We start from the raw sequence: 18916 nt of genomic DNA, 5'->3' as shown, positions 1-18916 counted from the left end.
AACTGCATGACCCGTTACGCACTGATCACTGGCGCTTCCAGCGGCATTGGCCTGGCCATGGCCGAAGCGCTGGCCCGGCGCGGCCGCAACCTGATACTGGTGGCTCGACAGCGTGATCGGCTGGAAAGCATTGCAATCGAACTGACTCAGCGGTTTGGCGTGGAGGTGTTGTTCCGGGCCTGCGACCTGGGAGAACCGCTGAGGCTTTCCGGCTTTCTCCTGGAACTGGAGGAAGGTGAGCGGCAGATCGACCTGTTGGTCAATTGTGCAGGCATCGGCACCAGCGGGCCGTTCCTGGGCCAGGACTGGATGACCGAGCAGGACCTGATCGAAGTCAACATCCTCGCCCTGACACGGCTTTGTCATGCCATCGGCAACAGCATGGCACTGCTTGGCGGCGGCCAGATCCTCAACGTCGCCTCGATTGCCGCGTTCCAGCCCGGCCCCTGGATGAGTACCTATTACGCCAGCAAGGCCTATGTGCTGCACTTCTCCGAAGCCCTGCGGGTTGAGCTGAAGAAATGCGCGATCAAGGTCTCGGTGCTTTGCCCTGGCCCAACCCGGACCGGCTTCTTTTCCAGAGCGCAGATGGACGAACAGAAGCTCATCGACAGCAAGTTGCTGATGAGCCCGGAAGAGGTGGCCCTGTACGCCGTGCGCGCGCTGGACCGCAACCGCGCCATCATCATTCCCGGACGCCGCAACCGCTGGCTGGCCGCGCTGCCGCGACTGGGGTCGCGATGGCTGGTCCGAACCATCGCCGGCATGATCAACAAGGCTTATTGCCCGCGCTGATCCCTTCAAGTTGAACAACCAGGCACCTCAACCGGAGCCTTCAAGACACCCGACCTCGACGAACCCAACGGAGAAAACAGCTGTGGATACTCTGTTCACCAAGATCATCAACCGGGAAATCCCGGCGAAGATCATTTACGAGGATGACCAGGTATTGGCCTTCCACGACATCGCCCCACAGGCGCCTGTACATTTTTTGGTCATACCGAAAAAACCGATCCGCACCCTCAATGACCTGGCCGAAGAAGACAAAGGCCTGGCTGGACACATTTTGTTCACTGCTCAGCGCCTGGCGCTTGAATTGGGCTGTGAAGAAGGTTTTCGCGTGGTGATGAATTGCAATGAACTGGGTGGGCAAACGGTCTATCACATTCATATGCATGTGCTGGGGCAGCGCCAGATGAACTGGCCGCCGGGCTGATACCCCTGACCCAACGCAAATCTTCGGCGGTCGATTGGGTTAAACTGGCCGCTGTGATTTTTCCCGGAGGTAAGCATGACTACCCAACGTCACTACTCGCCGATTGATCGTCTGTTGCTGCAAGCTGATACCGCGATGCGCACGCTGCTGCCTTTCAGTGGCCAGCCATACCGCCCATCACCGGCTATCGTGCAACCAGACGCGCAACTGAGTGACGAGCAAACCCGCCACGTCGCCGGACTGATGCGCATCAACCACACCGGCGAAGTTTGTGCCCAGGCGCTGTATCAGGGCCAGGCGCTGACAGCGAAGCTACCGCAAGTGCGTGAGGCAATGGAGCATGCCGCCGAGGAAGAAATCGACCATCTGGTCTGGTGTGAACAACGGATTCGCCAGCTGGGCAGCCATACCAGCGTCCTGAACCCGCTGTTCTATGGGATGTCATTCGGAATAGGCGCCGTTGCCGGGCTGATCAGCGACAAAGTCAGCCTCGGTTTCGTTGCGGCGACCGAACATCAAGTGTGCAAGCATTTGAATGAACATCTCGACCAGCTGCCAGCCGAAGATGAAAAATCCCGGGCAATCCTTGAGCAGATGCGCGTGGATGAGGAACACCACGCCGAGAGTGCGCTTGAGGCCGGTGGCTTCCGTTTTCCGGCCCCGGTCAAGTTCGGCATGAGCCTGCTGGCCAAGGTCATGACCAAGAGCACTTATCGGATTTGACGGCAATTGGGAACTGACTAGCTCATTCCCACGGAAATTAAAAAGGCGACGTCCCCAAGGGAAGTCGCCTTTTTCTGTCCGAAAACTTCAATACGGCCAGTCGGCTATCGACTCAACCCAACTCGATGATTTCATAATCGTGGGTGATTTCGACCCCGGCGGCGCCAAGCATGATCGAAGCCGAGCAGTATTTCTCGGCGGACAGTTCAATCGCGCGCTTGACCTGAGCTTCCTTCAGGGCTCGCCCCTTCACCACGAAGTGCATGTGGATCTTGGTAAACACTTTGGGATCTTCAGTGGCGCGTTCTGCCTCCAGGAAAGCTTCGCAGCTTTCGACGGCCTGGCGGGACTTTTTAAGAATGCTGACCACGTCAAAGTTGCTGCAACCGCCCACGCCCAGCAGGAGCATTTCCATCGGCCGAACACCGAGGTTCCGCCCACCGGCCTCTGGCGGGCCGTCCATGACGACCACATGACCACTGCCTGACTCACCGAGGAACATGGCTTCGCCAGCCCATTGGATGCGTGCCTTCATCGCCAAGACTCCACTGTTAAAAAAGGGTCGCCAGCTTAGCACAGCGCTCCGGCATGACTGCTCTGCGTCTTAGGAGACCTGACCTGCCAGCATGTAGGTAAATTCTCAAATCAATTGAGGACGCCTCTGTTAAGCTGGCCATACGCCAACTCGCTGGCGCATGGCCAGCTTTTAGCGATAGCCATTCGCGTCTATAAAAAAATCAAACCATCACACTGCGCAGTCTTTCGGGATACAACCATGGTTGCCATTACTCCCACGTTCAAGATCAAGAATCTCGACAAACTCTTGATGCATTGCCAGCGCCGCCGCTATCCAGCCAAACACAACATCATTTGTGCGGGAGATCGTTCCGAGACGCTGTTTTTCATCATCAAGGGCTCGGTCACTATCCTGATTGAGGATGACGACGGCCGGGAAATGATCATCGCCTACCTCAATTCCGGAGATTTTTTTGGTGAGCTGGGGTTGTTCGAGCAGGCGGGCAAGGAGCAGGAGCGCAGTGCCTGGGTACGGACCAAGATTGAATGTGAAGTTGCGGAAATCAGCTACGCCAAATTCCGAGAACTGTCCTTGCAAGACCCGGACATTCTTTACGTCCTGAGCGGACAAATCGCACAACGCCTGCGCAATACCACCCGCAAGGTCGGCGATCTCGCATTTTTCGACGTCACCGGACGTGTCGCACGTTGCCTGCTGGAACTGTGCAAGCAGCCCGATGCCATGACCCACCCGGACGGCATGCAGATCAAGGTGACCCGCCAAGAGATTGGGCGGATTGTCGGTTGTTCGCGTGAAATGGTCGGTCGCGTTCTCAAGGATCTGGAAGAGCGCAACCTGGTCAACGTCAAAGGCAAGACCATGGTGGTGTTCGGAACGCGTTAAGGGCCCAGCAGATTGGTCAGCAGCTTCCGGTACAAAACGTCGAGCCGCTCCAGCGCGTGAGGCGCCGGGAATTTTTCATGCAGGGCAATATGGCTCTCGGCCCGCACTCGCTGCTCCAAGCCACAGGCCTCATTGAAGCGATTGACTGCCGCGACCATGGACTCGCGCTCGTTCTCCAGCAAAAGCGCGCCATGAACCAGCCCCACCGGACGTTGACCACCCTTGCTCTGGCGCCAGCGCTGAGCGGTGCCCACCATTTTCCGGCCGTCGAGATTGACGTTGAAGCGCCCGTCACAAAAAGCCCCTTCCACCTCTCCCAGCGAAGCCACCCCGCCCAACTCGTCCAACAGCTGACAAATGGGATCGCACAACCGGCGATACCCGGTTTCGATACGTCCGTGGTCACCTTCGCAGCGTGGTGGTGCGTAGACCAGGGCGATATTGACGGTAGCGGCCGACTGCGGCACCGGTTCGCCACCCGTTTCACGCAACAAGACAGGCCAGCCATGAGCAGCCGATACTTCACAGGCGTGTTCAAACCCCTGCAGGCGACTCAAGCGACGCGGCATCACCAGCGCACGATCGTTGGGCTGCCAGAGCAGCAGGCCGAACTCGGCGTCGCCCGCGCAGATGCTGGCCAACAGATCCTGTTCGGCTTGCAGGCCAGCTTCGACGGTGAGGGAAATCACAGGCGGCATGGATCAGTCCAGCGTCGAGCCGCTCACCGGCAGGCCTCGTTCAGGAAAGAACAGTCGCTGCAATTCCGTACCCGGGTTCTCGGCGCGCATGAACGCTTCGCCCACCAGGAATGAGTACACATCGCTGACTTCCATCAGCTCGACATCGGCCCGGTTGAGGATGCCGCTTTCGGTGATGACCAGGCGATCGCGCGGAATGCGCGGCAACAGGTCCAGGGTGGTTTCCAGGCTCACTTCGAAAGTGTGCAGGTTGCGATTGTTCACGCCGACCAGTTTGGTATCGAGGGTTTTCAGGGCTCGCTCCAACTCGACACCGTCGTGGACTTCCACCAGGACATCCAGCCCGACGCTTTTGGCAACGGCCGCCAGTTCGGCCATTTTCACGTCGTCCAAGGCGGAAACGATCAACAGTACGCAGTCGGCGCCCAGCGCACGCGCTTCGATGATCTGGTACGGGTCGATCATGAAGTCCTTGCGGATCACCGGCAACTTGCATGCCGCCCGCGCCTGCTTCAGGTAGTCGTCGGCCCCTTGAAAAAAGTCGACGTCGGTCAGCACCGAGAGGCAGGTCGCACCACCCTTCTCGTAGCTTCGCGCGATCTCGGCCGGGACGAAGTGCTCACGAATCACGCCCTTGCTGGGGGACGCCTTCTTTATTTCGGCAATCACCGCCGGCTGTTTTTTCTTGGCCTGATCGATCAGAGCCTGGGCAAAGCCGCGCGGCGCATCCGCTGAACGCGCCAGGTTTTCCAGCTCGGCCAGACTGACCCGAGCGCTGCGCTCAGCCACTTCCTGGGCCTTGCGAGCCAGAATTTTTTCCAGAACCGTTGGCACGCTCATCCTTCGTTCTCCACTTTGAATACGGCGGTAAATGCACCCAACTCTTCGAGCTTTTCCCTGGCCAGGCCAGTGTGCAGCGCATCATGGGCCAGTTCCACGCCTTGCTTTAGGCTGCTGGCGTGGTCAGCGGCGTACAACGCGGCACCGGCATTGAGCACGATCATCTCAGCAGCTTTCTGGCCATTCTCGGTCTTGCGACGACCCAGGGCATCACGAATCAGCTCCAGCGATTGGGCCGGGCTGTCGACTGCCAGCCCGTGCAGGCTCTGGCTTTTCATGCCGAGGTCTTCAGGTTCGACCCAATACTCGCTGATCTGATCATTTTTTAGTTCGGCCACGAATGTAGGCGCCGCCAGGCTGAACTCATCCAGCCCATCCTTCGAATGGACCACCAGTACGTGCTTGCTGCCCAGGCGTTGCAAGACTTCAGCCAATGGCCGGCACAATGCCTGGCTGAACACACCGACTACCTGATGCTTCACGCCGGCCGGATTCGTAAGCGGGCCGAGCATGTTGAACAGCGTACGCAGCCCCAGCTCGCGGCGCGGCGCGGCAGCGTGTTTCATGGCGCTATGGTGGGTCTGGGCAAACATGAAACCGATGCCGACGTTATCGATGCAGCGTGCCACCTGGATCGGCGTCAGGTTCAGGTAAATGCCGGCCGCCTCCAGCAGATCGGCACTGCCGCTCTTGCCGGAAACTGCCCGATTGCCGTGTTTGGCAACGGTGCAACCGGCCGCCGCGACGACAAACGACGAGGCCGTGGAAACGTTAAAGATATTGGCGCCGTCACCGCCGGTACCGACCACATCCACCACACCGTCCAGCGTCTTGAGTTCGACCTTGTCCGCCAGCTCACGCATCGCCGAAACCGCACCCACGATTTCATCGATGCTCTCACTCTTCATGCGCATGGCCATCATGAACGCGCCGATCTGCGCATCCGAGCATTGGCCGGTCATGATTTCGCGCATCACGTCGCGCATCTCGTCGGTGCTCAGGTCGAGATGGCCGACGATACGGCTCAGGGCTGTCTTGATATCCATGAAAAGTCCTTAGCGCGTGCCGCCGGTTTGTTTGAGAAAGTTGGCGAACAGTTCGTGGCCCTGTTCGGTGAGAATAGACTCGGGATGAAATTGCACACCCTCGATATTCAGCGTCTTGTGGCGCAGCCCCATGATTTCATCGACCGAGCCATCCTCAAGCTGGGTCCAGGCCGTCAACTCCAGGCAGTCGGGCAGAGTTTCGCGCTTGACCACCAGGGAATGGTAGCGGGTTACGGTGAGCGGATGATTCAGCCCCTCGAACACGCCCTTGTCCTCGTGGAATACCGGGCTAGTCTTACCGTGCATGACCTGTCGGGCGCGCACCACGTCACCGCCGAACGCTTGGCCAATCGACTGATGCCCCAGGCAGACACCGAGGATCGGCAGCTTGCCGGCGAAATATTTGATGGCTTCGATGGAGATGCCTGCTTCGGTCGGCGTGCAAGGGCCGGGCGAAACCACGATGCGCTCAGGCTTGAGGGCTTCGATTTCGGCGATGGTCAATTCGTCGTTGCGCACGACCTTGACTTCGGAGCCCAGCTCGCCGAGGTACTGCACAACGTTGTAGGTAAAAGAGTCGTAGTTATCGATCATCAGCAACATGGCGTAAGCAACCTATTGAATTCACTGACTTTAAATACAGCCTTCAGAGAGTGACCCGCACGCTGCTGCGCTTGGCGAGGCAAGTGATGCCCCTGCGAAGCGGCTCTACAAGCGGGTAAAGAAGGCAAATCGGTACAGGTCCGGCAAGGCCGGCGGAGAATGTTCAGGCGCGCCAACGCCAGCGGGCGTGAGCCTTGATCATTTGATCCAGAAGTTTGCTGACAATCGACACAGGGAAAGTCTCGTTCATACGTCCCGGCACAGTAGCTTAGCTGGGCGGAGCACGCAATATGACCGATCCCGAAGGGCTTTGAAACAATCGCGACGTTCCGGATAGATGGCAAAACGCCGGAAGTTTTTGGTACTGTCGTTTCGTTTTCTAACAACAATAAGATAAAAACGGACTTTCCCATGACAAAGAAGACGTTGTTCGTACCGATTGCTGGTTGCCTGCTTGCGCTCGCCTGCGCCCAAGCGAACGCCGGCCCCAACCCTTATTCCAAGTTCATCGTGTTCGGTGACAGCCTCAACGACGCTGGCCAGTTCGCCGACCCGAATGGTCCGCCCGGCTCGACCGAGCGCTATACCAACCGAACCGGTCCGATCTACACCGACGGCAGCGGCGAAGCCTACTCCGCCAACTCAACCCAACTGCTCGGTGGGCGCCTGGGTTATTCCGCTGACGAGACCGCCGCTTCCACTTCGGCGGTCCGCGCCAGCGAGGGGCTGGCAGACGGCAACAACTGGGCGGTGGGCGGTTATCGTACCGACCAGATCCTCGAGTCGATTACCGGCGTGTCCGACACCGGCGAGCGCAGCCGTCCCGGCTATCTGCAGTCCAATGGCCTGCGCGCCGATCCAAATGCGCTGTATTACCTTTCCGGTGGTGGTAACGACTTCCTACAAGGTCGGGTGCTGACCCCCGAGCAAGCGAACGCCGCCGCAGACCGCCTGGCCGACAGCGTCCAGGTGCTGCAAACGGCCGGTGCCCGCTATGTGATGGTCTGGTTGTTGCCCGACCTGGGCTTGACCCCGGCCCTCAACGGCGGTCCTTTGCAAGACGCCTTTTCGCAACTGGGCAACCAGTTCAACCAACAGTTGATCACGCGACTGCAAGGCATCGACGCTGAAATCATTCCATTGAACATTCCGCTTTTGCTGAAGGAAAGCTTCGCCGACCCGGCAAGATTCGGCCTCGCCACCGGGGAGAACCTCACCGCGACCTGCTTCAGCGGCAACGGCTGCACGGAAAACGCCACCTACGGCATCAACAGCGCCACGCCTGATCCCACCAAGCTGATCTACAACGACGCGGTCCATCCGACCGAAACCGGACAAAAACTGATCGCCGACTACGCCTATTCCCTGCTCGCGGCACCATGGGAGCTGACGTTGCTACCGGAAATGGCCCACTCGACCCTACGCGCCCACCAGGACGAGTTGCGCAGCCAGTGGCAATCGGACTGGGAGAACTGGCAGGCCGTCGGCCAATGGCGAGCCATCGTCGCAGGCGGCGGCCAGCATCTGGACCTGGACAGCCAGGACAGCGGCGCCAGCGCCGACGGCAGCGGCTACAGCCTGAACATTGGCGGCAGCTATCGCCTCAACGACGCGTGGCGCGTGGGTGTCGCCGCCGGTTTCTACCGCCAGGACATGGAAGCAGGCCATAACGATTCGGACTACAAGCTCAACAGCTACCTGGCGACCGCTTTCGCCCAGTTCCAGCAAAATCGCTGGTGGGCCGATGCGGCACTGACCGGCGGCAAGCTCGACTACGACAACCTGGAGCGCAAGTTCGACCTGGGCGTCAACGAAGCGCAGGAGAAAGGCAACACGGACGGTCATCTATGGGCATTCAGCACGCGGGTGGGCTACGACATCGCCCAGCCGGGCAGCGAGTGGCACCTCTCGCCGTTTATCAGCGCTGACTATGCGAAGGTGGAAGTCGATGGTTATTCGGAAAAGAGCAGCCGTTCCACAGCACTGACCTTCGATGACCAGACCCGTGATTCGAAACGCCTGGGCATTGGCTTGCAAGGCAAATACAACATCACCCGCCAGACCCAGGTGTTTGGCGAATATGCCCACGAACGCGAGTACGAAGACGACACGCAAAAGGTCAACATCGCCCTCAACAGCCTGCCGGCCAACGACTTCACACTGGAAGGCTACACGCCACAGAGCCACCTCAATCGCCTGAGCCTTGGGGTCAGCCACAAGTTGACCAACGACTTGGCGCTACGGGGTGGTTATACACTGCGCAAGGATGATGACATGACCCAGCAAGGGGTAAGCCTGGGCGTTAGCCTGGATTTCTGATCGAGAAAAAACTGTGGGAGCGAGCTTGCTCGCGATTACGGACTGTCAGTCAACCTATTGGTTGAATATGACGGCCTCATCGCGAGCAAGCTCGCTCCCACCCTGATCGAGTTACTTCAGTTGCTGGAGGTCTGCTCGGCCAGCGCCACCGCGCGGAACATGGCCCGGCGCTTGTTCAGGGTCTCTTCCCATTCCAGTGCCGGCACCGAGTCGGCGACGATACCGCCGCCGGCCTGCACGTGCAGTTCACCGTTCTTGATGACGGCGGTGCGAATGGCAATGGCGGTGTCCATGTTGCCGTTCCAGGCGAAGTAACCCACGGCCCCGCCGTACACGCCCCGCTTGACCGGCTCCAGTTCGTCGATGATTTCCATCGCGCGGATTTTCGGCGCGCCAGACAAGGTGCCCGCCGGCAGGATCGCCCGCAAGGCGTCCATCGCCGTCAGTCCGGCCTTCAACTGGCCGGTGACGTTGGAGACGATGTGCATCACGTTGGAATAGCGCTCGATGACCATCTTCTCGGTGAGCTTCACCGAGCCGATCTCCGAGACCCGCCCAGTGTCGTTGCGCCCCAGGTCAATCAGCATCAGGTGCTCGGCGATTTCCTTGTCGTCCGACAGCAGGTCCTCTTCCAAGGCCCGGTCAGCTTCCTCCGTGGCGCCACGGGGGCGAGTACCGGCAATCGGCCGCACGGTGATCAGGTTGTCTTCGACCCGCACCAGCACTTCCGGCGAACTGCCCACGACATGGAAGTCGCCGAAGTTGAAGAAGTACATGTACGGCGTCGGGTTGAAACAGCGCAGCGCCCGATAGAGATCGATCGGCGCTGCCTTGAAGTCGATGGACATCCGTTGCGACGGCACGACTTGCATGCAGTCACCGGCGAGGATGTACTCCTTGATGGTATCGACGGCCCGTTCGTAATCGTCCTGGGTGAAACTGGAACGGAATACCGGGTCGGTCGCCGACTGCTTGCTGAAGTCCAGGCCGGGACGCGGAGCGATCGGCTGGCGTAACTTTTCCAGCAGTGCTTGCAGGCTTTGTTGACCTTGCTCGTAGGCATCTTCCTGGGACGGATCGGCCAGGACGATGGCGTGCATCTTGCCGGCGAGGTTGTCAAAGACAACGACCGCGTCGGAGACCATCAGCAAAATATCCGGAACGCCCAGCGGATCGGGGTTCGGGCAGGTGCCCAGGCGTTTTTCCACGTAGCGCACGCAGTCGTAGCCGAAATAACCCACCAGGCCACCGTTGAAGCGCGGCAGGCCAGGGATGGTCGGCACGTTATAGCGGGCCTTGAAGGTTTCGACGAACGCCAGCGGGTCTTCGACTTCGAGGCTTTCGATTTCGACACCGTCGTGGGTCACGCTGATGCGATGGTCATGGACCCGCAGCACCGTGCGGCACGGCAGGCCGATGATGGAATAACGGCCCCATTTCTCGCCACCCTGCACCGATTCGAGCAAGTAGGAGTTGGGCTGGTCGGCCAACTTGAGGTAGATCGACAGCGGCGTGTCGAAGTCGGCCAGGGTTTCACAGGCAAGGGGGATGCGGTTGTAGCCGGCAGCGGCTAGACGCAGGAATTCTTCGCGGATCATGGGGTGCCTCGTGGCAAGAGGAGCTGACAGTCAGGTATGCAAACGCGCCGGATAACCGGCCAGGATCACGTCAGGTGCGCCAACGCCAGCGGGCCAGGGCCTTCATGACTTTCATCCAGAGTTTGCGAGTGACCACCACGATGGCGTTTCCAGAAGAGGATTGAACAGCGTCGGGCAACGTTATCTCAGCGGCCGGGTCCAGGCAACCGGGAATTAACAGGCGCAAATCGTCGATCACCAGCGTCGGAAACTCTTCGGCGATTGGCCGGCCGTGGTTGTAGCCGTAACTCAGCGCCACGCATTTGACCCCTGCCGCTTTCGCCGCCAGCACATCGCTGCGCGAGTCGCCGACGAACAAGGATTGGGAGGCCGGGATGTTAGCCATTTTCATCACGAAAAACAGCGCGGCCGGGTCAGGCTTTTTCTGCGGTAAGGTATCGCCACCGATGATCCAGCGGAAATAGCGACCGATCTTCATCTGGTCCAGCAACGGCGCAACGAAGCGCTCCGGCTTGTTGGTAATCAGCGCCATTTCCACGCCCTGCTTCTGCAGCCACTTGAGGGTGGAGCGCACGCCGGGGTAGACCACCGTCAGTTGGTGATTGTCTTCGTAGGCTTCATTGAACAACTCCAGCGCCCGCTCGACCTCGGCATCATCGACACCTCGGGCATCGATGTCATTGGCCAGGGCCCGGCGCACCAGCATCGGCGCGCCATTGCCAACCCAGTGACGTACCGAATCGAGGCCGGCAGGCGGGCGTCCAAGCTTGAGCAGCATCGTGTCCACCGCCGCCGCGAGGTCCGGGACCGAATCGACCAATGTGCCATCGAGGTCGAACATCACCAGACGCGGCAAGCTGCCGGGGAACAGCTGCTCGAAGCCACTCATGGGCGCGCCAGGGCCAGTTCGGCGCGCATTTGTGCAATCACCTCTTCGTAGTTCGGTGCATTGAAGATCGCCGAACCCGCGACGAACGTGTCGGCGCCGGCCGCGGCGATTTCACGGATATTCTTCACGTTCACGCCACCGTCGATTTCCAGGCGGATATCACGGCCCGAGGCATCGATCAGCGCACGGGCTTCGCGCAGCTTGTCGAGCGTACCCGGGATGAACTTCTGCCCACCGAAGCCAGGGTTGACGCTCATCAACAGGATCATGTCGACCTTGTCCATCACGTACTTGAGCACGTCCAGCGGCGTGGCCGGGTTGAACACCAGGCCGGCCTTGCAACCGCCTTCGCGGATCAACTGCAGGGAGCGGTCGATGTGCTGCGTGGCTTCAGGGTGGAAAGTGATGTAGGTAGCACCGGCTTCGATGAAGTCACCGACAATACGGTCCACCGGGCTGACCATCAGGTGCGCGTCGATCGGCGCGGTGATGCCGTACTTGCGCAGCGCCGCGCAGACCATCGGGCCGATGGTCAGGTTGGGCACGTAGTGGTTGTCCATGACATCGAAGTGCACGATGTCGGCGCCGGCGGCCAGAACGTTGTCCACTTCCTCGCCCAGGCGGGCGAAGTCGGCAGAAAGAATCGACGGAGCAATAGCGAAGGGCTGCATGACGCACCTGTTTTGAGCGAAATCACGATGGCGCGCATTGTATACCTCAAGATTTGGCGCGCCCACCGTGGCAATCGATCAATACGCCGCGCGGTAGATCTTCTCGATATCGGCGGCGCTCAGTTTGCGCGGATTATTGCGCATCAGCCGTTCTATTCCCGCCGCTTCCACCGCCATGGATGGAATCACCTCCTCGGTCACGCCCAGGCTGCTGAGGCCGTTGGGTATTTCCACGGCGGCGCACAACGCAACCATGGCCTCCACGGCTTCGTCGGCCGCTTCAAGATCACTCAGGTGCGCGGTCTTGAGGCCCATGGCCTCGGCAATGTCACGCATGCGCTCGACACAGGCCATCTTGTTCCAGGCCATGACGTACGGCAGCAACAAAGCGTTGGCGACGCCATGGGACACGTGAAAGCGCCCGCCCAACGGATAGGCCAGCGCATGCACCGCCCCGACCCCGGCATTGCCGAATGCCATGCCGGCCATCAGGCTGGCGGTGGCCATGTCTTCGCGGGCTTGCAGGTGAGCCGGGTTGGCATAGGCCTTGGGCAGCGCGCGGGTGATCAGTTTGATTGCGCCGATGGCCAGGGCATCGGTGATTGGCGAAGCATTGAGCGACAGGTAGGCCTCGATGGCGTGTACCAGCGCATCAACGCCACTGGCAGCCGTGACGCTGCGCGGGCATGTGAGAGTCATCTGCGGGCTGACCAATGCCACGTCCGGCAACAGATAATCGCTGACGATGCCTTTTTTCAGCTGCGCAGCCTTGTCGGAGAGGATCGCCACGTTGGTGACTTCCGAACCGGTACCGGCCGTGGTGGGGATGGCAATCATGGGCGGGCCTTTGCGCGGCACCTGGTCGACACCGAACATATCCTGCAGCTCGCCGTGGTAACCGGCATAGACCCCCACGCACTTGGCGATGTCGATGGCACTGCCACCCCCGAGACCGATCAGGCCGTCATGACCACCGTCGCGATAGGCTTGCATGCAGTCTTCGACAATGGCGATTTCCGGGTCCGGCATGACCCGGTCGAAAATCTCGTAGTCCCGTCCGCCCAGATGTTGCAGGGCCAGTTCCACGGTGCCGGACTTGACCAACGCCGCATCGGTCACGATCAGCGGGTTGTCGACGTCCAGGCGCGTCAACTCCGCGGCCAGTTGCTCGATGGCAGCGGCACCGGTGATCAGTTTATGGGCGATCTTGAATGAGGAAAGACTCATGTGCGCGGCCTCTTATTCGAGTATGGGCTGGCACAAGGATAGCTCGGTATTGAGGGTTGTCTGCCATTCAGCGTATGAATGCGATAAGGAACCTGTGGATGAGCCCCCTGTGGGAGCGAGCAAGCTCGCTCCCACACTGTTTTTGCTTGGGCGTCAGGCTTGGGTAGTACGCAGTTTCTCGCTACGCCCACGCAACCACTCCAGGGTCAGCAACAGGATCACCGAGAAGGCAATCAGCAGGGTCGCCGCAGCGGCGATGGTAGGGCTGAGGTTCTCGCGGATACCGCTGAACATCTGCCGTGGCAAGGTTGCCTGCTCGGGGCCGGCCAGGAACAGGGTCACTACGACTTCATCGAACGACGTCGCGAAGGCGAACAGTGCGCCGGAGATCACGCCCGGGGCGATCAACGGCAAGGTCACCCGACGAAACGCCGTCAGTGGCGAAGCCCCAAGGCTGGCGGCGGCCCGAACCAGGTTGTGGTTGAACCCCTGCAGGGTCGCCGACACCGTGATGATCACGAACGGTACACCCAGCACGGCGTGGACCACGATCAGCGAGAAGAAGCTGTTGCCCAGCCCCAGCGGTGCGAAAAACAGGTAACTGGCTACGCCAATGATCACCACCGGCACCACCATCGGCGAAATCACCAGGGCCATCACCAACGCCTTGCCTGGGAAGTCACCACGGGTCAGGCCGATGGCCGCGAGCGTGCCGAAAACCATCGCCAGCAACGTCGCCGCCGGTGCCACGATGATGCTGTTTTTCAGCGCCCGCATCCATTCGGCCGAGGCGAAGAAATCGTGGTACCACTGCAGCGAAAAGCCCTGCAGCGGATAGACCAGGAAGCTGCCGGAGTTGAACGACAGTGGAATGATCACCAGCACCGGCAGGATCAGGAACAACAGAATCAGCCCGCAGAGTGTGCGCAAGCAGTAGAACCACACCCGCTCGACGGGGGACATGTAAGGACTCACCATTTTCGATCTCCCCTTAGCTCAGGCGCAGGCGACTGGCGCCCACCAGCCAGCTGTAAATCAGATAAAGCACGATGGTCGCCAGCAACAGCAGCCCGCCGAGCGCCGTGGCCATGCCCCAGTTGATGCTGGTGTTGGTGTAGAACGCGACGAAGTAGCTGACCATCTGATCGTTCGGGCTGCCCAGCAGCGCCGGCGTGATGTAGTAGCCGATGGCAAGGATGAACACCAACAGGCAACCGGCACCGACCCCGGCATAGGTCTGCGGGAAGTACACGCGCCAGAAACTGGCGAACGGGTGGCAGCCCAGGGAAATCGCCGCACGCATATAGGTTGGCGAGATGCCCTTCATCACGCTGTAGATCGGCAGGATCATGAACGGCAGCAGGATGTGGACCATGGAGATGTACACACCGGTGCGGTTGAACACCAGTTCCAGGGGCTTATCAATGACGCCCATGGCCATCAGCGCACTATTGATCAGGCCACCGGACTGCAGCAACACGATCCATGCGGCGACACGTACCAGGATCGAGGTCCAGAACGGCAGCAGCACCAGGATCATCAGCAGGTTGCTCTGGCGCGAAGGCAGGTTCGCCAGCAGGTAGGCCAACGGATAGGCCAGCACCAGGCAGATCGCGGTGATCACCAGGCCCATCCAGAAGGTCCGGGTAAAGATGTCGAGGTAGATCGCCTGGTCCGGGGTGGCCGTGGCCAGTTCGCCGAGGTCATCGATGCGGTGATCGACGGCCGCCAGCAGGTAATACGGGGTGACGTTGCTGGTGTTGCGGCGGATCACCTGCCAGTACGCCGGGTCGCCCCAACGCTCATCGAGGTTTTCCAAGGCTTCTTTATAGGAAGCCGGCTCGGTGGCAAACGGCAACGCCCGAGCAGTCTTGGTCAGCAGGCTGCGATAGCCGGCCAATTCCATGTTCAGGCGCTTGGACAAGTCGCCCAGGGTCTGATTCTTGCGGGCTTCGGCCAGGTCTTCGCTGGCTGCCTTGTACACCGGCTCGCCCGGCAAACCACGTCCGTCCCAGGCAGCGACGGCGGTGACAGTACGCGGCATGGCACCCACCACTTCCGGGTTGCTGACGCTTTTGAACAGCAGCGCCACGATCGGCACCAGGAACACCAGCAACAGAAACAGCACCAGCGGCGCGATCAAGGCCTGGGCCTTCCAGCGGTTGATCCGCTCGGCGTGCTTGAGCCGTTGCTTGAGGGTGGGGCTGGTGCCCGCGTTCAGTGGAACGGCGATGGCCATGGCGAACTCCGCAAATCTCTTTGATCGTTACAGGGGCGGCGGGCCGCCGCTGTTCTTTTGAAACACCCGGGTCGATGGAAGAACCTGTGGGAGCGAGCTTGCTCGCGATGGCTGCGGCACATTCAAGTATTGATGTGCCTGACAGACCGCTATCGCGAGCAAGCTCGCTCCCACATGGATCTCATCCGGTTTCAGACCGTCGGGTTACTTCGCAGCCCAGGAGTTGAAGCGCTGCTCCAGTTGCTCACCGTTGTCAGCCCAGAAGCTGACGTCGATCTGCACCTGGTTGGCGATGTTTTCCGGGGTGGTCGGCATGTCTTTCAGGACATCCTTGGCCAGCAACGGTACAGCCTGGGTATTGGCCGGACCGTAGGCGATGTTTTCCGAGTAGGTCTTCTGCTGCTGCGGCGCCACCGAGAAGGCGATGAATTTCTTCGCCGCTTCGGCGCGGGTCTTGTCCAGGCCGCGTGGGATGGCCCAAGCGTCGAAGTCATAGATGCCGCCGTTCCACACCACTTTCAGGTTGCTTTCTTTCTGTACCGCGGCGATCCGGCCGTTGTAGGCCGAGCTCATGACCACGTCACCGGAAGCCAGGTACTGCGGTGGCTGGGCGCCAGCTTCCCACCACTGGATGTTCGGCTTGAGCTCATCGAGCTTCTTGAACGCACGGTCCTGGCCGTCTTTGCCAGCCAGCACTTTGTAGACGTCTTTCGGCGCTACGCCATCGGCCATCAGCGCGAATTCCAGGGTGTACTTGGCGCCTTTGCGCAGGCCGCGCTTGCCTGGGAATTGCTTGGTGTCCCAGAAGTCAGCCCAACTGGTCGGCGCGGTCTTGAGTTTGTCGGCGTTGTAGGCCAGCACGGTCGACCACACGAAGAAGCCCACGCCGCAAGGCTGGATAGCACCCTTGACGTAGTCTTCGGCCTTGCCGAACAGGGCCGGATCGAGTTGTTCGAACATGTCTTCGTCACAACCACGGGACAATTCCGGGGACTCGACTTCTACCAAATCCCAGGAAACGCTCTTGGTATCGACCATGGCCTTGACCTTGGCCATTTCACCGTTGTACTCGCCAGCCACGATCTTGCCATTGCCGGCCGCTTCCCACGGTGCGTAGAAGGCTTTGACCTGAGCCGCCTTGTTCGCCCCGCCGAAAGACACCACGGTCAGGTCCGGGCCCGCCGCCATCGCGCTTGCCGCACCCATCATGCCCAGTGTCAGGGCTGTGAACTTCAGGGATCTCAACATTTATTGTTCTCTCCACGTGCAGGGTTGGTGTTGGTACAGCAGGGGGGCGATCAATTCGCCTCTAGAAGGGGATCGAGCGCACGCACATGCTCGACTTGCCAGCCAAGCGGAACCACGTCCCCGACGGCGAGCCCGGGATCGAGCTCGGCAATCGGCTGTTTCACAAAGAAGTCGTTCTTGCCGCAGACTTCCAGGCGAACCCGGACGTGGTCGCCCAGATAGATGAATTCCGCCACCCTCCCTGAGAAGCGGTTGACACATTGTTCGCTTGCGCCGTTGAGGCTTACCCGCTCCGGGCGGATCGACAGGGTCACCGGCTCGCCGGGCTCGCCGACATTCACCGCCAGTGCCTCGACCTTCTCACCGCGCCCCAGCTCCACCAGGCAGCGCTCGCCGGTTTGGCTGTGCAGGCGGCCGTTAAGGCGGTTGTTCTCACCGATGAAGTTTGCGACAAAGGTGTTTTTCGGCTCTTCATAAAGGGTGCGCGGCGGGGCGATCTGCTGGATCTCGCCCTGGTGGAACACTGCCACACGGTCGGACATGGTCAGGGCTTCGCCCTGGTCGTGGGTCACATAGACCACGGTCACGCCCAGGCGCTGGTGCAGGTGTTTGATTTCCATCTGCATGTGCTCGCGCAATTGCTTGTCCAGCGCACCCAGGGGTTCGTCCATCAGCACCAGCTGCGGCTCGAATACCAACGCCCGGGCCAGGGCCACCCGTTGTTGCTGGCCGCCGGACAATTGCGCCGGGTAGCGTTGGGCGAAACTGTCCAGCTGGACCATGCTCAAGACGCGCTTGACCCGATCACTCACGTCGCTCTTGTTCAGGCCACGCACCGTCAGCGGGAACGCCAGGTTCTCGGCGACGGTCATGTGGGGGAACAAGGCGTAGTTCTGGAACACCATGCCGATGTCGCGCTTGTGCGGTGGAACGTTGTTGATCGAGCGCCCGGCCAGCAGGATCTCGCCGGCGGTTGGGGTTTCAAACCCGGCCAGCATCATCAGGCTGGTGGTCTTGCCGGAGCCGGAAGGCCCGAGCAGGGTCAGGAATTCGCCTTTGCGAATATCCAGGTTGAGGTCTTTGACGATCAGGTTCTCGCCATCGTAGCTCTTTTGCACACCACGAAAGCTGACCAGCACATCACTGGCCCCCGCGCTTGAATCGACCTGGCTCATACCCGCACCTTTTGTATTGATGACTGCTTGTGAATCAAGCCTAGTGGAGCCTGGGGCCCGCGCAAATCGGGACGCAGGAGAGAATCACCTCAGCGGGATGGAAGAGTCGGGGTAGGGATTGCCCTACAGGGATGGCGGGATTGGATAAGGACGGTGGGCAGTTGGCAGCGGCACGCCGCAAGTAGGGGCAAAAGCGCTATTGGGGCGTGTCGCAAATGGATATGCCGACACATTTCCCCTGTGGGAGCAAGCTCGCTCCCACAGGGGAAAATTGCGAGTCTTAGAGCAGCTTGTGCTCCATCGCATATTTCACCAGCTCTGCCAATGAGGTGATGTTGAGCTTCTGCATCAGCCGTGCCTTGTGGGTGCTGATGGTCTTGCTGCTCAGGGCCAGTTGCTGGGCTATGTCGTTGACGTTGGCGCCCTGGGCCAGGCGTTCGAAGACTGAGAATTCACGCTCGGACAGCAGCGAGTGCAGCGGTCGCGTGTCGGTCAGGCCGACCTCAAAGACCATGCGGTCGGCCAGGTCCGGGTCGATATAGCGTCCGCCGGCCGCGACCTTGCGAATCGCCATGAGCAGCAGGGCCGGGTCGCTGTCCTTGGTCGCGTAGCCGGCGGCGCCGACCTTCAGGGCGCGGGCGGCCATTTGCGCTTCGTCATGCATCGACAGCACCAGGATGGCCGGCGGATTGTTCAGCGCCCGGATCCGTGGGATCGCCTCCAGGCCGTTGACGCCTGGCATGGAAATGTCCAGCAGCACCACTTCGCAGGGCACGTGGCGCAAGGTCTCGAGCAACTGTTCGCCATTGCTCGCCTCCCCCACCACCACCAGATCCTTGGCCAGGCCGATCAACTGCTTGATGCCTTCACGGACGATGGTGTGGTCTTCGGCTACCAGTACACGGATCACGTTGTTCTCCAGATTCAGGATCTCATCGCGAGCAAGCTCGCTCCCACAGGGTGTATGTGTACATCTCAATCAATGCTGTCTCTTATACACATCT

19 protein-coding genes are annotated in these 18916 nt (G+C 60.3%); 5 read left to right on the top strand and 14 right to left on the bottom strand.

The window, feature by feature from the left end:
- Positions 1 to 6 precede the first annotated feature (6 nt).
- From KGA89_RS24720 to coq7, 3 genes are all read left to right on the top strand, one after another.
- Entirely contained in the window at positions 7 to 795 is a 789-nt protein-coding gene (locus KGA89_RS24720) for an SDR family NAD(P)-dependent oxidoreductase (protein WP_003206122.1), read from the top strand.
- 82 nt (positions 796 to 877) lie between these two features.
- A complete protein-coding gene (locus KGA89_RS24715) occupies positions 878 to 1216 on the top strand; it encodes a histidine triad nucleotide-binding protein (protein WP_003206124.1) in 339 nt (112 codons plus the stop codon).
- 75 nt (positions 1217 to 1291) lie between these two features.
- A complete protein-coding gene (coq7, locus tag KGA89_RS24710) occupies positions 1292 to 1939 on the top strand; it encodes a 2-polyprenyl-3-methyl-6-methoxy-1,4-benzoquinone monooxygenase (protein ID WP_003206125.1) in 648 nt (215 codons plus the stop codon).
- Positions 1940 to 2051: 112 nt separating this feature from the next.
- On the opposite strand, the gene KGA89_RS24705 is transcribed toward coq7, so the two are convergent.
- Complete coding sequence (locus KGA89_RS24705; protein ID WP_003206127.1) at positions 2052 to 2474, bottom strand: OsmC family protein; 423 nt, start codon at positions 2472 to 2474, stop codon at positions 2052 to 2054.
- A gap of 240 nt (positions 2475 to 2714) precedes the next feature.
- Here KGA89_RS24705 and crp point away from each other — a divergent pair, with 240 nt between their 5' ends.
- Positions 2715 to 3359, top strand: coding sequence for a cAMP-activated global transcriptional regulator CRP (gene crp, locus KGA89_RS24700; RefSeq protein WP_003206128.1), 645 nt, complete (start codon positions 2715 to 2717; stop codon positions 3357 to 3359).
- On the opposite strand, the gene KGA89_RS24695 is transcribed toward crp, so the two are convergent.
- Genes KGA89_RS24695 through KGA89_RS24680 form a run of 4 tightly spaced genes read right to left on the bottom strand, consistent with a single transcriptional unit; the run spans position 3356 to position 6546 of the window.
- Positions 3356 to 4057: a biotin/lipoate A/B protein ligase family protein gene (locus KGA89_RS24695; protein ID WP_223472743.1), complete on the bottom strand. Its 702-nt coding sequence runs from the start codon at positions 4055 to 4057 to the stop codon at positions 3356 to 3358. The two genes, crp and KGA89_RS24695, sit on opposite strands and share 4 nt — an antisense overlap.
- A 3-nt stretch (positions 4058 to 4060) precedes the next feature.
- On the bottom strand, positions 4061 to 4897 hold the full coding sequence (gene trpC, locus KGA89_RS24690) for an indole-3-glycerol phosphate synthase TrpC (RefSeq protein WP_223472742.1): 837 nt from the start codon (positions 4895 to 4897) through the stop codon (positions 4061 to 4063).
- Entirely contained in the window at positions 4894 to 5943 is a 1050-nt protein-coding gene (trpD, locus tag KGA89_RS24685; protein ID WP_003206134.1) for an anthranilate phosphoribosyltransferase, read from the bottom strand. The genes trpC and trpD overlap by 4 nt, the downstream gene beginning before the upstream one ends.
- 9 nt (positions 5944 to 5952) lie before the next feature.
- Positions 5953 to 6546: an aminodeoxychorismate/anthranilate synthase component II gene (locus KGA89_RS24680; protein ID WP_003206137.1), complete on the bottom strand. Its 594-nt coding sequence runs from the start codon at positions 6544 to 6546 to the stop codon at positions 5953 to 5955.
- A 411-nt stretch (positions 6547 to 6957) separates the two neighbouring features.
- Here KGA89_RS24680 and estP point away from each other — a divergent pair, with 411 nt between their 5' ends.
- Positions 6958 to 8865 (top strand): esterase EstP, encoded by a 1908-nt coding sequence (estP, locus tag KGA89_RS24675; RefSeq protein ID WP_223472741.1) that lies wholly within the window; start codon positions 6958 to 6960, stop codon positions 8863 to 8865.
- 116 nt (positions 8866 to 8981) lie between these two features.
- Here the strand turns inward: estP and trpE are convergent, their stop codons facing one another.
- From trpE to KGA89_RS24630, 9 genes are all read right to left on the bottom strand, one after another.
- Positions 8982 to 10463: an anthranilate synthase component I gene (gene trpE, locus KGA89_RS24670; protein ID WP_003206140.1), complete on the bottom strand. Its 1482-nt coding sequence runs from the start codon at positions 10461 to 10463 to the stop codon at positions 8982 to 8984.
- A gap of 70 nt (positions 10464 to 10533) precedes the next feature.
- Positions 10534 to 11352 carry a phosphoglycolate phosphatase gene (locus tag KGA89_RS24665; RefSeq protein WP_003206141.1) on the bottom strand — a complete coding sequence of 273 codons (819 nt, stop codon included), beginning with the start codon at positions 11350 to 11352 and terminating at the stop codon, positions 10534 to 10536.
- Positions 11349 to 12023 (bottom strand): ribulose-phosphate 3-epimerase, encoded by a 675-nt coding sequence (gene rpe / locus KGA89_RS24660; protein WP_003206143.1) that lies wholly within the window; start codon positions 12021 to 12023, stop codon positions 11349 to 11351. Before rpe ends, KGA89_RS24665 begins: the two co-directional genes overlap by 4 nt.
- 78 nt (positions 12024 to 12101) lie before the next feature.
- Positions 12102 to 13250 carry an iron-containing alcohol dehydrogenase gene (locus tag KGA89_RS24655; protein ID WP_003206146.1) on the bottom strand — a complete coding sequence of 383 codons (1149 nt, stop codon included), beginning with the start codon at positions 13248 to 13250 and terminating at the stop codon, positions 12102 to 12104.
- A 153-nt stretch (positions 13251 to 13403) separates the two neighbouring features.
- Positions 13404 to 14228: an ABC transporter permease gene (locus tag KGA89_RS24650; RefSeq protein WP_003206148.1), complete on the bottom strand. Its 825-nt coding sequence runs from the start codon at positions 14226 to 14228 to the stop codon at positions 13404 to 13406.
- A gap of 13 nt (positions 14229 to 14241) precedes the next feature.
- Positions 14242 to 15489, bottom strand: a complete 1248-nt coding sequence (locus KGA89_RS24645; RefSeq protein WP_003206151.1) for an ABC transporter permease — start codon at positions 15487 to 15489, stop codon at positions 14242 to 14244.
- 204 nt (positions 15490 to 15693) lie between these two features.
- Positions 15694 to 16737, bottom strand: a complete 1044-nt coding sequence (locus KGA89_RS24640) for an ABC transporter substrate-binding protein (protein ID WP_003206153.1) — start codon at positions 16735 to 16737, stop codon at positions 15694 to 15696.
- Between the two features lie 50 nt (positions 16738 to 16787).
- A complete protein-coding gene (locus KGA89_RS24635) occupies positions 16788 to 17912 on the bottom strand; it encodes an ABC transporter ATP-binding protein (protein ID WP_223472740.1) in 1125 nt (374 codons plus the stop codon).
- A gap of 280 nt (positions 17913 to 18192) precedes the next feature.
- Complete coding sequence (locus KGA89_RS24630; protein WP_003206156.1) at positions 18193 to 18822, bottom strand: response regulator transcription factor; 630 nt, start codon at positions 18820 to 18822, stop codon at positions 18193 to 18195.
- Positions 18823 to 18916: the final 94 nt, after the last annotated feature.

Origin of the sequence: Pseudomonas sp. A-RE-22, assembly GCF_019956035.1 — a bacterium.
GTDB classification, from domain to species: domain Bacteria; phylum Pseudomonadota; class Gammaproteobacteria; order Pseudomonadales; family Pseudomonadaceae; genus Aquipseudomonas; species Aquipseudomonas brassicacearum.
Note: the sequence above shows the minus strand (reverse complement) of the source record. Positions and strands in the feature narration are given on the sequence as shown.

What these genes read in the sequence shown, in the direction of transcription:
- KGA89_RS24640 (WP_003206153.1), bottom strand. Translation starts at nt 16,737, where the DNA reads ATGTTGAGATCCCTGAAGTTCACAGCCCTGACACTGGGCATGATGGGT.
- KGA89_RS24645 (WP_003206151.1), bottom strand. Translation starts at nt 15,489, where the DNA reads ATGGCCATCGCCGTTCCACTGAACGCGGGCACCAGCCCCACCCTCAAG.
- KGA89_RS24705 (WP_003206127.1), bottom strand. Translation starts at nt 2,474, where the DNA reads ATGAAGGCACGCATCCAATGGGCTGGCGAAGCCATGTTCCTCGGTGAG.
- KGA89_RS24650 (WP_003206148.1), bottom strand. Translation starts at nt 14,228, where the DNA reads ATGGTGAGTCCTTACATGTCCCCCGTCGAGCGGGTGTGGTTCTACTGC.
- KGA89_RS24635 (WP_223472740.1), bottom strand. Translation starts at nt 17,912, where the DNA reads ATGAGCCAGGTCGATTCAAGCGCGGGGGCCAGTGATGTGCTGGTCAGC.
- coq7 (WP_003206125.1), top strand. Translation starts at nt 1,292, where the DNA reads ATGACTACCCAACGTCACTACTCGCCGATTGATCGTCTGTTGCTGCAA.
- trpE (WP_003206140.1), bottom strand. Translation starts at nt 10,463, where the DNA reads ATGATCCGCGAAGAATTCCTGCGTCTAGCCGCTGCCGGCTACAACCGC.
- estP (WP_223472741.1), top strand. Translation starts at nt 6,958, where the DNA reads ATGACAAAGAAGACGTTGTTCGTACCGATTGCTGGTTGCCTGCTTGCG.
- trpD (WP_003206134.1), bottom strand. Translation starts at nt 5,943, where the DNA reads ATGGATATCAAGACAGCCCTGAGCCGTATCGTCGGCCATCTCGACCTG.
- KGA89_RS24680 (WP_003206137.1), bottom strand. Translation starts at nt 6,546, where the DNA reads ATGTTGCTGATGATCGATAACTACGACTCTTTTACCTACAACGTTGTG.
- KGA89_RS24665 (WP_003206141.1), bottom strand. Translation starts at nt 11,352, where the DNA reads ATGAGTGGCTTCGAGCAGCTGTTCCCCGGCAGCTTGCCGCGTCTGGTG.
- rpe (WP_003206143.1), bottom strand. Translation starts at nt 12,023, where the DNA reads ATGCAGCCCTTCGCTATTGCTCCGTCGATTCTTTCTGCCGACTTCGCC.
- KGA89_RS24655 (WP_003206146.1), bottom strand. Translation starts at nt 13,250, where the DNA reads ATGAGTCTTTCCTCATTCAAGATCGCCCATAAACTGATCACCGGTGCC.
- KGA89_RS24720 (WP_003206122.1), top strand. Translation starts at nt 7, where the DNA reads ATGACCCGTTACGCACTGATCACTGGCGCTTCCAGCGGCATTGGCCTG.
- trpC (WP_223472742.1), bottom strand. Translation starts at nt 4,897, where the DNA reads ATGAGCGTGCCAACGGTTCTGGAAAAAATTCTGGCTCGCAAGGCCCAG.
- crp (WP_003206128.1), top strand. Translation starts at nt 2,715, where the DNA reads ATGGTTGCCATTACTCCCACGTTCAAGATCAAGAATCTCGACAAACTC.
- KGA89_RS24695 (WP_223472743.1), bottom strand. Translation starts at nt 4,057, where the DNA reads ATGCCGCCTGTGATTTCCCTCACCGTCGAAGCTGGCCTGCAAGCCGAA.